The organism is Amycolatopsis sp. QT-25, from assembly GCF_029369745.1.
Taxonomy (GTDB): domain Bacteria; phylum Actinomycetota; class Actinomycetes; order Mycobacteriales; family Pseudonocardiaceae; genus Amycolatopsis.
In genome coordinates this window covers 5674548-5688720 of record NZ_CP120210.1, presented here as the reverse complement: position 1 = coordinate 5688720, position 14173 = coordinate 5674548, and the positions used below count along the sequence as shown (strand labels likewise).

10 protein-coding genes are annotated in these 14173 nt (G+C 70.5%); 7 read left to right on the top strand and 3 right to left on the bottom strand.

What is annotated here, in order from left to right; genetic code table 11:
• Positions 1-86: 86 nt before the first annotated feature.
• Both P3102_RS26330 and P3102_RS26325 read right to left on the bottom strand, forming a co-directional pair.
• Complete coding sequence (locus tag P3102_RS26330) at positions 87-371, bottom strand: Lrp/AsnC ligand binding domain-containing protein (protein ID WP_276362620.1); 285 nt, start codon at positions 369-371, stop codon at positions 87-89.
• Positions 372-408: 37 nt separating this feature from the next.
• Positions 409-2130 carry a DEDD exonuclease domain-containing protein gene (locus tag P3102_RS26325; protein ID WP_276362618.1) on the bottom strand — a complete coding sequence of 574 codons (1722 nt, stop codon included), beginning with the start codon at positions 2128-2130 and terminating at the stop codon, positions 409-411.
• 96 nt (positions 2131-2226) lie between these two features.
• On the opposite strand from P3102_RS26325, the gene P3102_RS26320 reads away from it, so the two are divergent.
• The 4 genes from P3102_RS26320 to P3102_RS26305 all read left to right on the top strand — a co-directional run bounded on the left by P3102_RS26320 (position 2227) and on the right by P3102_RS26305 (position 6747).
• Positions 2227-3615 carry an NYN domain-containing protein gene (locus P3102_RS26320; protein WP_276362617.1) on the top strand — a complete coding sequence of 463 codons (1389 nt, stop codon included), beginning with the start codon at positions 2227-2229 and terminating at the stop codon, positions 3613-3615.
• Positions 3616-3771: 156 nt separating this feature from the next.
• A complete protein-coding gene (locus P3102_RS26315) occupies positions 3772-4014 on the top strand; it encodes a hypothetical protein (RefSeq protein ID WP_276362616.1) in 243 nt (80 codons plus the stop codon).
• Between the two features lie 445 nt (positions 4015-4459).
• A complete protein-coding gene (locus tag P3102_RS26310; RefSeq protein ID WP_276362614.1) occupies positions 4460-5512 on the top strand; it encodes a C40 family peptidase in 1053 nt (350 codons plus the stop codon).
• Between the two features lie 77 nt (positions 5513-5589).
• Positions 5590-6747, top strand: a complete 1158-nt coding sequence (locus P3102_RS26305; RefSeq protein WP_276362613.1) for a glycosyltransferase family 4 protein — start codon at positions 5590-5592, stop codon at positions 6745-6747.
• A gap of 4 nt (positions 6748-6751) precedes the next feature.
• On the opposite strand, the gene P3102_RS26300 is transcribed toward P3102_RS26305, so the two are convergent.
• Positions 6752-7375 (bottom strand): uridine kinase, encoded by a 624-nt coding sequence (locus P3102_RS26300; protein ID WP_276362611.1) that lies wholly within the window; start codon positions 7373-7375, stop codon positions 6752-6754.
• Between the two features lie 151 nt (positions 7376-7526).
• On the opposite strand from P3102_RS26300, the gene P3102_RS26295 reads away from it, so the two are divergent.
• From P3102_RS26295 to P3102_RS26285, 3 genes are all read left to right on the top strand, one after another.
• A complete protein-coding gene (locus tag P3102_RS26295) occupies positions 7527-8807 on the top strand; it encodes an adenosylmethionine--8-amino-7-oxononanoate transaminase (protein WP_276362610.1) in 1281 nt (426 codons plus the stop codon).
• A gap of 239 nt (positions 8808-9046) precedes the next feature.
• The gene (locus tag P3102_RS26290) at positions 9047-11305 is read left to right on the top strand and encodes a bifunctional SulP family inorganic anion transporter/carbonic anhydrase (RefSeq protein WP_276362608.1); all 2259 of its coding nucleotides are present in this window, start codon (positions 9047-9049) and stop codon (positions 11303-11305) included.
• Positions 11306-11946: 641 nt separating this feature from the next.
• Positions 11947-14154, top strand: a complete 2208-nt coding sequence (locus P3102_RS26285; protein ID WP_276362606.1) for a bifunctional SulP family inorganic anion transporter/carbonic anhydrase — start codon at positions 11947-11949, stop codon at positions 14152-14154.
• The last annotated feature ends 19 nt before the right edge of the window (positions 14155-14173 follow it).

The window sequence follows — 14173 nt, the reverse complement described above, 5'->3', positions numbered from 1 at the left end:
CCCTCTTTGAGGGACCCTGGGTCCCTCAAAGAGGCCTTCACGGACTTGGCGACCTGGAGGACGGCCGGCTGCCGTGCGGAAAGAGCTCAGGCGCCTTCGACGCCGATGTCGAACGCGGACTCGCTGTCGGCCTTCGAGTACGAGCGGAAGGCGATGTGCGTGACGGTGCTGAGCACGCCGGGGACCTTGCCGATCTTCGCCGGGATCAGATCCGCGAGGTCCTCGTGGGCCGCGACGCGGACCGAAGCGATCAGGTCGACGTCGCCCGCGCAGGAGTAGACCTCGCGGACCCCGTCGATGTCCGCGATCGCCTGCGCGGCCTCGGGGATCGCATCGGCTTCGACCTGGACCAGCACGATCGCCGTGATCAAAAGGGCCTCCTACGTCGGTGAATCCGGTGCCGTGATCCTAGCCCGCCACACGTTCCAGCGCCGTCGCGCTCGACGCCAGGTCGAGCCACTCCTGCCAGCCGCCCGCCACGGCGGCGGGCTCCGCCCAGGGCTGAGTCGTGCGCACGAGCCGGACACCGGGGCGGGTCAGCCAGCGCAGCAGGATGCCGATCTCCTCCGGGATCGCGCCGAAGAGCGGGCCGGGGCCGGGGATGACCGTCTCCGCCGAGGCCACGAGCATTTCGACCACCGGCATCGGCGGCACCCCGCGCCGTGCGACACCCGCCGACGCGAGCCTGCCGTACCGGATCACAGACAGCTCCCAGCCACCCTTCCCGTCCGGTCCGGCGGCGATCAGCTCCGGGATGGCCGCCAGCGCCGACTGCCGGTGCGCCCGGCCGACCGCGCGGATCAGCCCGGCCAGCTGGTCCCGGTGCTGGGCGGCCTGTTCGTAGTGTTCCGCGACGGAAAGCCGGGCCAGCTGATCGGCGGCGGCCCGCAGCGGACCTCCGTCCGTCCCGGCGATGAGCCCGGACACCGCCAGCACACCCGGGCGGTACGCCTCGATCGTCTGCTTACCGGCGCACGGCGCTCCGCACCGGCCGAGTTCGGCCAGGACGCAGGGCGTCCCGTTCGGCGAGGTGGCCGAGATCCGCTGGGTACAGGTCCGCAGCCCCGACGCGCCGGCGAGGGTGTCCGCTGCCGAGCGAGCGTCGGTCTGGGTGCGAAAGGGCCCCAGCATCCCGTCTCGCGGCACGCGGACCACCGAGAGGCGGGGGAACGCCTCCTCGGTCAACGCGACCCACCAGGCGTGCCGTGGGTTCTTGGAACGGCGGTTGTACATGGGACGGTGGGCGGCGATCAGCCGGAGTTCGCGGACCGCGGCCTCCAGCGCGTGCGCGCATTCGACCGCGTCGACCCGCTCGGCCAGCGCGACCATCTCCCGGATCCGCCCTCGGCTTTCCGACCCGGTGAAGTACTGGCGGACCCGGCGGCGCAGGTCGGAAGACGTCCCGACGTAGAGGACCTCGTCGCTCGGACCGCGGAACAGGTAGACGCCCGGCCTCGACGGCAGGTGCTCGGCCAGAGACCGTTTGCGGCGCTGGGCCGGGGTGACCTCGGGCAGGTAGTCCAGCAGTTCCTCGAGGGTGTGGACGCCGAGGTTGCCCACTCGTTCGAGCAGCGCGTGCAGGACGTCGACGGTGGCACGCGCGTCCGCGAGCGCCCGGTGGTTGGGCGTCGTGCGTGCCCCGAACAACGCGGCCAGCGCGGAGAGGCGGTAGCTGGGTGTCTCGTCGCGGGAGATGACCCGGCGGGCGAGCCGGACCGTGCACACGACGGCGGTCTTGGGCCAGCGGTAGCCGTGGCCCTCGCAGGCCGCGCGCATGAAACCGGTGTCGAAGGGCGCGTTGTGCGCCACGAGGACGGCACCGGAGACGAACTCGAGGAACGCCGGCAGCACACGCTCGATGCGGGGAGCGTCGTAGACCATCGCGCCGGTGATGCCGGTGAGCTCGACGATCTGCGGCGGGATCGGCATCCCGGGATTGACGAAGGTGGCGAACTCGCCGACGATCTCACCCGCACGGACCTTGACGGCGCCGATCTCGGTGATCCCGTCCGGACCGGGTTTCGTCCCCGTGGTCTCCAGGTCGAATACCACGAAAGTGGTGTCCCGCAAAGGGGTTCCGAGCTCGTCGAAGGCGAGTTGCGCCGCGCCGGGCCGCCGTCCGGTGTCCATGGTCGGGCACAGTAGGGGTGGGCACCGACAATCCCGGGAACGCCGCGCGCCGTCCCATTCGGCGCGCCCCGAGGCCAGGGGGCCTACGCTGGAGCGATGCAACCGCAGCCCGCAGTGCCCGAAACATCCGAGGACGCCACCGGCGGCCCTTCGGGTGTCGTGGCGTCGGCGGACACGGAGGTGCCGTCCGAAGAGGTGCCCGCCGAAGGCTGGACGTCCTTGCCGGAGACCGTGCGGGAGCGGATCGCCGAGCTGGCGGCCGCCGCCGTCGGCAAACTGCCGGTCGCCGACGTGCCGAGGCAGCTGCGCCCGGTCGCCAAGTTCGCCCCGGCGAAACGCGCGCGACTCGGCGGGACGGCGTTGCTCGCCGCGCTGAGGGAGTCTTCGCAGTTCCGGGTCGCGGTCACCGAATGGCTGCGTGAGCACCGTAAGGACGCTCTCGACCCGAACGCCCCCGATTCCGTCGCCGCCGCGGCCGCCGCCGTGCTCCTCGGCGAGGCCGGCGCGGCGGGCCGGGTCCGGCTGGTGGCGAAGAACGCCGAGGAGACGGCGTTGCGCGCCGAACGCGATGCCGCGCTGGCCCGCAACCAGCGGCTCGAGACCGAACTGGCCCAGCTGCGCGAAGAGTTGCGCGAAGTCAAGGAGATCGCCGGTGGTGCGCGGGGTGAACGCGACGCCGAGGTCGAAAAACTGTTGAAGCGCTTGCGAGAACAAGGTGTCCAGCTGCGTCAGGCCAAGGACGCGGTCGCCGAGGCTCACGCCCGACTGGAGAGCGGCGGCGCCGAGAGCGCCGCGGAGATCAAGGCGTTGAAGGCCCAGCTGGACCGCGAGAGGCAGCGGGTCGCGGCTGAGCGGGCGCGGGCGGAGAAGGCCGTCACCGACGCCGAAATCGCCCGGCAATCCGCCCGCGAGGCGCGTCAGGCCGACGAGGTCAGGCTCGGGCTGCTGCTCGACACCATCGAAGGCGCCGTCGGCGGGCTTCGCCGGGAGCTTTCGGTGAGCGCGCGGGGCCAGCGCCCGGCGGACATGGTCCGCGGCGCGACGTCGGGCCTGGGGGCGGGCGGCAGGATCCAGGACGTCACCGCGCTCGACCGGCATCTCGCGCTGCCCAACGTGCATCTGATCGTCGACGGCTACAACGTCACGAAGACCGGCTACCCGGAACTGGCGCTTTCCGACCAGCGCGACCGGCTGATCCACCAGCTTTCCGCACTCGCCGCGCGGACGTCGGCCGAAGTCACCGTGGTGTTCGACGGCGCCGGCGTGCTCTCCGTGCCCGCGGCCGTGCCGCGCGGGGTGCGGGTGCTGTTCTCCGAACGCGGCGTCCTCGCGGACGACGTCATCCGCTCCCTGGTCGCGGCCGAGCCGCCGGGGCGGCCGATGGTGGTCGCGAGCACGGACCGCGCGGTGGCGGATTCGGTACGGCGCAAGGGCGCGCATCCGGTGCCGTCCGCGGTGCTGGTGTCACGGCTCAGCCGGGTCTGAAATCCGCGACCCGCGTGCCGGGAAAGCGAACACGCGTGAGCAAAGGCGTAACTCGCGTGATTTGAGCCGTAACTCGCGTGCTCGGGGCCGGCGGGGACCGAAATTGTCGGTGGTCGCTCTTAATGTGCACCTCACCACTGAAAGTGAGGAGCCGAGATGGACGGCAAGGCCATCGCCGATATAGCGGACATAGAGACGTTCGTCATCGATTGCGACCGGTGCGCGGTCCGCGGTGACGCATGTCGTGACTGTGTCGTCAGTGTTCTGCTCGGCGCGCCCCCGGCGCTCGAATGGGACGCCGACGAACGGAAGGCGATCGACGCGCTCGCGGAAGCCGGGATGGTCCCGCGCCTCCGGATGGTCGAAATCGTCGGGCAGGAGCGCCGCAAATCGGCCTGAGACACGCCACGAACGGGATACTCGACGAGTGGTCGATCCGATCGGGTGAACGGTAGGTAGTCGCGACCAGCCCCAGGATGTAACGCCCGTCACATCTTTCCGCTCATGCTGGTCCGAAGGTGTTTCGGCGCATCACGGAGAGTTTTTGCGACCACCGTGGTGGACGCCGTGCCCGTGGTTTCGTAACCTGTCCGAGATCTCGTGGCCGGAAGTCGTCGCCAGACGGCGACACGGGATCGCCACCGAAGCAGCTTTGTCGGGGAGTTGCACCAGAACCAGCCATGCGTCGAACCTGTTGCGAGAGCACCCGGCCAGGCGCACGGCGGGAACGCGGGGAACCGCGCGGGCCTCACGGTCGGCGTCGCGGCTCCGCCGAAGAGGGCCCCCGACCTCTTCGTCCCGGGTTCGGAGTCGGTGGCCGACAGCGAAGGAGACACGCGCGACCGTGCAGTCGCATCCAGTCAAGCGCGTGGTGTCAGGAGCTTTGGCCGCGGCCGCGGTGATCACCGCCGTAACGGTCGCCCAGCCTGCTGCCACTGCCGCCCCAACCCCCGCCCTCCAACAGCCCCCGTCCGGTTCGGAGGCTCTCGCCAAGTACCGCGACCTCGCGGCACAGGCGGAGAAGGCCAACGAAGACCTCCTCAAGGCGAAGGACGATCTCGCCGCGAAGCAGGCGGAGCTCGACAAGGCCACGGCGGACGCCGCCGCCGCCAAGGACCTCGGTGTCAAGGCGGCCGGTGACGAGAAGACGTTCCAGGCCGAGGTGAACAAGTTCGCCGGTGCCTCCTTCACCAGCGGTATGCAGCTGAACAAGCTGTCGTCGCTGCTGTCGGGCGCGTCGACCCAGGACTTCCTGGAGCGCTCCTCGGCGCTCGAGGTCCTCGCCGCGAACAAGAACACCGCCCTGAACAACCTGAGCGGTGCCGTCGCCCAGGCCGCGGCCGCGGCGAAGCAGGCGGCCGACGCCCAGAACACCGCGGTCGCCGCCCGTGACACGGCCGCCAAGCTGACCACGGACATCGAGGCGCGGCAGAAGACGCTGGCCGACCAGCTCAAGGAGATCGAGCGGGCCGGCGGCAACCTGAGCGCCGCGGACCGCACCGCCCAGAAGGACAAGGGCGGCGCGTTCCCGAACCTGCCCGCTCCGGGTGCCGCCGCGGCGGCGGCCCTCGCGGCCGCGAAGAGCAAGCTCGGCAGCCCGTACGGCTGGGGCGACACCGGCCCCTCGTCCTTCGACTGCTCGGGTCTGATGCTCTGGGCGTACAAGCAGGCCGGTCTCACCCTGCCGCGGTCCAGCCGTCAGCAGTCGACCTTCGGCGCCCCGGTGCAGAGGTCGCAGCTCCAGCCGGGCGATCTGGTGTTCTACAACTCGCCGGTTTCGCACGTCGGCATGTACGTCGGCAACGGCATGATGGTGCACGCGCCGACCACCGGCGACGTCGTCAAGGTGTCGCCGCTGCAGAACAACTACGTCGGCGCCCGTCGCCCGACGGCCTGACGAACACCCGGAAAGGGGCGGTACCGCGCGAGCGGTGCCGCCCCTTTCGCCTGTGGTGGGCCCAGTAGCCTGCAGGGGTGCTGAGGACCCTGCTGGTGACCAACGACTTCCCGCCCCGGCCCGGCGGCATCCAGAACTACCTGAACTCGCTGGCCACCCGCCTGCCCGCAGACGACCTCGTCGTCTATGCCCCCTCCTGGGAATCGAGCACCGGCTCGCACGGCGAGTTCGACGCCGCCGCCCCATTCGAGGTCGTACGCCATCCGACGTCGCTCATGCTGCCGACACCGGACGTGTTCAAGCGGGCCAAGGAGATCATGCGCGCCCGCGACTGCGAGGCCGTCTGGTTCGGCGCCGCCGCGCCGCTGGCGTTGCTGGGGCATCCGCTGCGGACGGCGGGCGCCCGCCGGTTGCTGGCCTCGACACACGGCCACGAGGTCGGCTGGTCGATGCTCCCGGGTTCCCGGCAGGCGTTGCGCCGGATCGGTGACACCGTCGACGTGATCACCTACGTCAGCAAGTACACGCGCTCCCGGTTTTCGGCCGCCTTCGGCCCGATGGCGGGATTGGAGATGCTTCCGTGTGGCGTCGACACCGAGCTTTACCGGCCGGACGCGGCCGCGGGCGAGGAGATCCGCGCCCGGCACGGTCTCGGCGGCCGTCCGACGATCGTCTGCGTTTCGCGGCTGGTGCCGCGCAAGGGCCAGGACATGCTGATCAAGATCCTGCCCGAGCTCCGCAAGCGGATCCCGGACGTGGCGCTGCTGCTCGTCGGCGGCGGCCCGTACCGCAAGACGCTCACCGGGCTCGTCGAGGCGATGGGGCTCGAGGACAGCGTCGTCATCACCGGATCGGTGCCGTGGAAGGAGTTGCCCGCGCACTACAACGCGGGTGACGTCTTCGCGATGCCGGCGCGGACGCGGGGGAAGGGGCTCGACGTCGAGGGCCTGGGCATCGTGTATCTGGAGGCTTCGGCGTCGGGGCTGCCGGTCGTCGCCGGGAACTCCGGGGGCGCGCCGGAAACGGTGCTGGACGAGGTCACCGGGCATGTCGTCGACGGCCGTGACGAGCAGCAGCTGCGGGAGACGCTGGCCGCGTTGCTGGCGGATCCGGTGCGGGCACGGCGGATGGGGGCCGCCGGTCGCGAATGGGTCGGCGAGCACTGGCGGTGGGACACCCTGGCGGCCAGGCTTTCCGGGCTGCTCGACGGCGATCCCGTGGCGGCGGTGCGCTGAGACGTCAGGGTTCGTAGCGCGCCGGGTGCTTGGGGTCGTCGACGCGGATCACCACGTCGGACAGCGCCGCCGGGTCGACTTCTCGTTCGTAGCGCTCGTAGGCGGGGAGCGCCCAGGCGTCGGGCACCCGCCGCTCGAGCGCGGCGGGCGAGAGCCACAGGTGCACGCTCAGGTCGAAAGTGAGCCCAGCGCCGAAGAGGAACTCCCCGTCGAGCAGGACGACGCCGCCTTCGGGCAGTTCGACGCGTTCGGCGCGGGTGGCGCGATCGCGGACCGGATCCCACAGCGACGGCAGGACCAGTCCGCTGCCGTCCTCGGCGAGCGGATCGAGCACCTCGCGGCGAAGGGCGCCGAGGTCGAGCCAGTCGCTGTAGCGCGAATCCGGATCCTGTTTGCCGCGTTCGAACCGCAGCGAGGCGGGGCGGAGGAAGTCGTTCGCCGAGATCCGCACCGCGGCGTGACCGGCGATCCGCAGGGGATCGACCAGGGCGTCGGCGAGTTCTGTGGTGCCGCTCGCCCCGGCCGCGCCGTCGACGGCGACCGCGAGCCGGCGGCGGCCGGTGATCGCCGTGATGCGTTCGGTCAGCTCCGAGACCAGCAGAGCGGGAGAAATCGGACGGTAGCGCACGGAAAGAGATCCTCCACCCGGACCGGTGACCGTCGCACGGTACCCCCGATGGGATCGGAAGCCTTGCGGTGGCGGGAAAGCACTCTCGTCCACGGCCTGGAAGCCCTTCCTGTGCGCCCGCGCCGAGCGGGACGTGTCGTAGGGTCGCCGGATGGACGCCGCCGAACTCCTCGCGCTCGACGCGGAACACGTCTGGCACCCGTACGGGCCGATGCCGAGCAAGCTCGACTCCCTGCTCGTACGGGAGGCGAGCGGGGTCCGGCTCACCCTCGACGACGGCCGCGAACTGATCGACGGCATGTCGTCCTGGTGGGCGGCGATCCACGGCTACCGGAACCCGGTGCTGGACGCGGCGCTGGCCGAGCAGGCGGGCCGGATGAGTCACGTGATGTTCGGCGGCCTCACCCACGAACCGGCCATCAGGCTGGCGAAGACGCTGGTCGACCTCGCCCCGGACGGCTTGCGGCACGTCTTCCTGTGCGATTCGGGGTCGGTGTCGGTCGAGGTCGCCGTCAAGATGTGCCTGCAGTACTGGCAGTCGGTGGGGCGCAAGGAAAAGCGGCGCCTGATGACCTGGCGCGGCGGCTACCACGGCGACACGTTCACGCCGATGAGCGTTTGTGACCCCGAGGGCGGGATGCACGCGCTGTGGCGCGGGATCCTGCCGGAGCAGCTGTTCCTGCCCAAGCCGCCGGGTGGTTTCGCCGACGAGCCGGATCCGGCGTATCTCGACCTGCTCGCGACCGAGATCGAACGGCACGCCGGCGAGCTGGCCGCGGTCATCGTCGAGCCGGTCGTGCAGGGCGCCGGTGGCATGCGGTTCCACCCGCCCGCGTACCTGCGCGCGCTGCGCGAACTCACCGAGGCCCACGACGTCCTGCTCGTCTTCGACGAGATCGCCACCGGTTTCGGCCGCACCGGCGAGCTGTTCGCCGCCGAGCACGCCGGGGTCACGCCGGACGTCCTGTGCCTGGGCAAGGCGCTGACCGGGGGCTATCTGACGATGGCGGCGGCGTTGTGCACGCCGGAGATCGCCGGCGGGATCTCGCGCGGGGAACTGCCCGTGCTGGCGCACGGCCCGACGTTCATGGGGAACCCCCTGTCCTGCGCGGTCGCCAACGCCTCGCTGGGGATCCTCGCCGAAGGCGGCTGGAAGTCCGACGTCCCGCGGATCGAGGCCGCGCTGAAGGCCGGGCTGGAGCCGGCTCGTGAGCTGTCCTCGGTCGCCGACGTGCGGGTGCTGGGCGCCATCGGCGTGGTGGAACTGGACCATCCCGTGGACATGGCGGTGGCGACCGAGGTCCTCACGGAAAACGGGGTCTGGCTGCGCCCCTTCCGGAACCTGATCTACACGATGCCGCCCTACATCTCCGGCGCGGACGACCTCGCGGCGCTCACTTCCGCCATGCTCTCAGCCGCACGAAAAGCGTAAAAGCGGCAAAATTCAGCATAAAGAGTGTGACCGTGGCCACAGGAATCCGGGAAGGCCACGCTCGGTACAGAGCGTGGTCAAGGGTGGGCCTTGGTCAGGCGAACGGGCGAGTCCGATCGAGTCCCTTCTAGGGGGCTTTGTCGCAAAAACGTGGTATGTCCTGGTTTCCGGACCCCCGAACAAACCTGAGAAACCTTTGCGTAGCGGACTTTTGCGCGCCGATCAGGTTTCCTGCCCCCATGATCGACTTCGTTGGTGACGAGCACGACACCGGGCCCCCAGGCCGCCGCAAGCCCACATCGACCTTTCTGAAGAACCTTCGCCACGACCTCCCGGCTTCGGTCGTCGTCTTCCTCGTGGCGGTCCCGCTCTCGCTCGGCGTCGCACACGCCGCCGGAGCCCCCTTGCTCGCCGGACTCGTCTCCGCCGTCGTCGGCGGAATCGTGGCTAGCCTCTTCGGCGCCTCCGCCCTGCAAGTCAGCGGTCCGTCCGCCGCGCTGACCATCGTCATCGCGGAGACCATTTCGACCTTCGGGTGGGCCGCCACCTGCGCGATCACCGCCGGGGCGGGTGTGGTCCAGATCCTCTTCGGCGTCTGCCGCGTCGCCCGCGCCGCACTGGTGATCTCGCCCGCCATCGTGCACGGCCTGCTCGCCGGGATCGGGCTGATCCTCGTCCTCGGCCAGTTGCACGTCGTGCTCGGCGGGGTGGCGCAGAGTTCCACGATCGCGAACGTGCTCGCGCTGCCGGGCCGGATCGTCGGTCACCACGACCGGGCCGCGCTGATCGGTGTGGTCACCGTCGGCGTCCTGCTGGTGTGGACCAGGATGCCGCCCGCGGTGCGCCGCGTCCCCGGCCCGCTCGCCGCCGTCGCGCTCGCGACCGGCCTTTCCGTCGCGGCGGGGATGGACCTGCCGCGCGTCGACCTCCCGAACGGCTTGCCGGAGTTGGGTTTCGTTCCCGAGGTGCCGTCAGGGTCCTGGACGGCGGTCATCGCCGCCGCCCTCTCCATCGCGCTCATCGCCAGCTTGGAAAGCCTGCTTTCCGCCGTCGCCGTCGACAAACTGCGCGACGGGCCGCACACCGACCTCAACCGCGAGCTGATCGGGCAGGGCCTGGCGAACGCCGCCGCCGGTTCGCTGGGCGGATTCCCGGTCACCGGCGTCGTCGTGCGCACGATGACCAACGTCGAAGCGGGCGCCCGGACCAGGATGTCGACGATCCTGCACAGCGTTTGGATCGTCGGCTGCTGCCTGTTCCTGGTGGGCGTGTTGCGGCTGATCCCGCTCGCCGCGCTCGCCGGTCTCCTCGTCTACGTCGGCGCCAAACTGGTCAACCTCACCAATCTCCGTGAAGTCCGCCGCCACGGTGACCTGCTCGTCTACCTCGCGACCCTGCTCGGTGCGGTCGCCGTCAACCTGCTCACCGGCGTCGCCGCGGGCATCGTGGTGGCGCTCGCGCTGATGCTGCGCCGGATGCTGTTCTCCGGCATCCGCGTCGAACCGGACGGCCCGCGGACCCGCGTCGTCATCGAAGGCGCGCTCACCTTCCTTTCCGTGCCGAGGCTGACGGCCGCCCTGGCCGAAGTCCCCGAGTGTTCCGAGGTGAAGCTGGAACTGTTCGTCGACTACCTCGACCACGCCGGTTTCGACTGCCTGCGCGGCTGGCAGCGCGCGTACGAACGCGCCGGGGGCACCGTGATCGTCGACGAGATCGGGCATCCGTGGTTCGGCCGGGGAAAGGCGGGCGTGCCGACCGTGCGCCGCGGCGTCGCGTCCCGGGTGGTGCCGCGGTGGCTCGCGCCGTGGTCGCAATGGCAGGCCGAACATCTCGAACTGCCGAGCCAGCGCGGCGGCAGCGTCCCGTTGTGCCGGGGTGCCGCGGAGTTCCAGCGGCGGACGGCGCCACTGCTGCGGAGCACCTGGGACGGGCTGGCGAACGGGCAGCGGCCGCACACCCTGTTCATCACCTGCGCCGACGCACGGATCGTGCCGAACCTGATCACCACCAGCGGTCCGGGCGACCTGTTCACCGTGCGGAACATCGGAAACCTCGTCCCGCACGCCGACGCCGACGCGGATTTCTCCGTGGGGGCGGCCATCGAGTACGCCGTCGGGCTGCTGCGGGTGCGGGAAGTGGTGGTGTGCGGGCATTCCGGCTGCGGCGCGATGAAGGCGCTGCTCGGGGACGCGCCCGCCGGGCTCACGCAACTGGGGAGCTGGTTACGCCACGGCGAGGAAACCTTGCGGCGCGGGGAAAGGGAGGGGCCGGTACTGCTCGACGGTGCTCGCCCCGCGCGCGAAAGCGATCGGCTCGCCCTGCACAACGTGGTGCAGCAGCTGGAAAACCTGCGCTCGTATCCGGTCGTCGACGCGGCGCTGGCCCGTGGCGAACTCCGGCTCACGGGCATGTACTTCGACGTCGGCGAGGCGAACGTGTCCCTGCTCGACAAGACGCTGCGGTCGTTCACCTCGGCCACGACCCCGGTCAAGTCCTGACCTCGCCCGGGTGGCGTGGCTTCCTGTCGTTGCCCACGCGACCTGGGCGGCGTGCCGGAAAGCGAGCCTTTCCCCAATGCCCCGCAGTGGCGCGGGCGTGACAGAGGTGACTGGCGCGAGGCCGGTATCGGGGGCCGTGAGTGGCAAAAGAGGGTCAGAACACGAATCACCACCCACGCCCCCGGTACCGACGCCCCGCGTACCCCCGGCGCCGTACCGACGACAGTCCACAATGGACCTACTGAGCCGAAGTGGGCGAGTTTGTCGTCGCCGACAAGAAATCACAGGTCGACGGGGCCGGCCAACTCAAGCCACGGGGCATTGCGTCAGGACGCTCTGTACCACCCACGATCAAGCCGGCCATCACGTTCCGGCGCCCCACTGCTCGCGCGAAGGTCCCTTCCTTGAGCACTTTCTGCCTCGACCCGATGCGGCCGTGTTCGCGGATTCCGTGGTCCGAGTATTGACCGGGCGGCCGACCGAAAATTCCCAGTGTTCGGGAGCCCGTGAGGCTGCTCGCCACGCGGAAGACATCTCCAGGCAACAAAGGGAGCCGAATGTGGGCCACGCCACCCACCTGCGGGGTGATATTCACTCGATCAGGTGGTGCATATCGGACAATTCACCAGTTTCCTAGGGGCATGACGGTGATCTTCAAGAAACCTCTCGCCGTGCTCCGGCACGACCTGCCCGCCTCGCTGGTGGTGTTCCTCGTCGCCGTCCCGCTCTCCCTCGGGATCGCTCTCGCGTCCGGGGCGCCGATCGTCGCGGGGTTGATCGCCGCCGTCGTGGGAGGCGTGGTCGCCGGCGCCCTCGGTGGCTCCGTGCTTCAGGTCAGCGGTCCGGCCGCGGGGCTGACGGTGGTCATGGCCGAGACCATCGCGACCTTCGGGTGGGCGACCACCTGCGCGATCACCGTCGCCGCGGGCGCGCTCCAGATCCTGCTCGGGCTGAGCCGCATCGCCCGCGCGGCGCTCGCGATCTCGCCCGCCATCGTCCACGGCATGCTCGCCGGTATCGGCGTCACGATCGTCCTCGGCCAGCTCCATGTCGTACTGGGCGGAGCGGCCCAGAGTTCGGCGCTCAAGAACATCGCCGAACTGCCCGCGCAGATCGTCGGCCACCACGACACCGCCGCGTTGATCGGCGTGCTCACCATCGGCATCCTGCTGCTGTGGCCGAGGCTTCCCCAATCCGTCCGCAAGGTGCCCGGCCCGCTCGCCGCGATCGCGCTGGTGACCGTGCTGTCCGTCGCCACCGGGATGACCCTGCCCCGCGTCGACCTGCCGGGTGACCTGCTCGACATCCGCTTCGCGCCCGAATTCCCGGACGCGGGCTGGGGCGCGTTCGCCGTCGCGGTCGTCACCATCGCGCTGATCGCCAGCGTGGAAAGCCTGCTGTCCGCCGTCGCCGTCGACAAGATGCACACCGGACCGCGGTCGAACCTCGACCGCGAACTGATCGGGCAGGGCGCCGCGAACATGACCTCCGGCGCGCTGGGCGGGCTCCCGGTCACCGGCGTGATCGTCCGCAGTTCCACCAACGTCGCCGCCGGCGCCCGCACCCGCCTGTCCGCGATCCTGCACGGCCTCTGGATCCTGGTGTTCGTCGCCGCGTTCGCCGGGCTGATCCAGAACATCCCGCTCGCGGCACTGGCGGGCCTGCTCGTGCACGTCGGCGCGAAACTGGTCAACCCCGGCCATATGAAACAGGTCCTCAAACACGGTGATCTGGGGCTGTACCTGGTGACCCTCGCCGGGGTCGTCGTCTTCGACCTGCTCACCGGCGTCCTGCTCGGTATCGCGCTCTCGGTGCTGCTGATGCTGCGGCGCACGGTGTGGTCCGGGATCCGCGCCGAACGTGACGGCGACGAATGGCGCGTCGTCGTCGAAGGGGTCTTGACGTTCCTCTCGGTGCCGAGGCTCAGCCGGGTGCTCGCGACCGTGCCCGACGGCGCGAAGGTGACCCTGGAACTGGTCGTCGACTACCTCGACCACGCCGCTTTCGAAAGTCTTTCGAACTGGCAGCAGGCGCACGAACGCTCCGGCGGGCAGGTGACCGTCGACGAGATCGGGCATCCGTGGTTCGCCAACGGCAAATCCGGCGACCCCACGCTGACCAGGACGGCCGCGATGAGTTCGGTGCCCCGGTTCCTCGCGCCGTGGTCCGACTGGCAGGCCAAGGACGTCGAGGTGCCAGGACAGCGTGGCGGGCCCACGCTGCGCGGGGCGACCGAGTTCCAGCGGCGTACGGCCGCGCTCATGCAGCCCGCGCTCAGCAGATTGGCGGGCGGCCAGTCGCCGCACACCCTGTTCATCACCTGCGGCGACGCGCGGATCGTGCCGAACATGATCACCACGAGCGGTCCCGGTGATCTGTTCACCGTCCGCAACATCGGGAACCTGGTACCCGCCCGCCGGGCCGACCCCTCGATGGGTGCCACCGTCGAGTTCGCCGTCGGCGTGCTGAAGGTGCGCGAGATCGTGGTCTGCGGGCATTCCGGCTGTGGCGCGATGCAGGCCCTGGCCACCGGGGCCCCGGACGGCGCGCCGATGCTGGCGTCCTGGCTGCGGCACGCCGAGCCGAGCGCCCATCGCGACGTTCCGGTGACCCTCGACGGCGCGCGTCCGGACAGGCACGTCGACCGGCTGGCACTGCAGAACGTGCTGCAGCAGCTCGACCACCTGCGCCACTATCCGCTGATCGCCGAGGCGGAGGCGCGCGGCGAACTGCACCTGACCGGGATGTACTTCGACGTCGGGGCGGCGCAGGTGTACCTGTCGGACGACGAGAGCCCGGCGTTCGCCCCGGTCGGCGCCGTCGCCGCCGTACCCGAACAGGGGAGCTAGCGGAGCCGTTCAGCGCGAC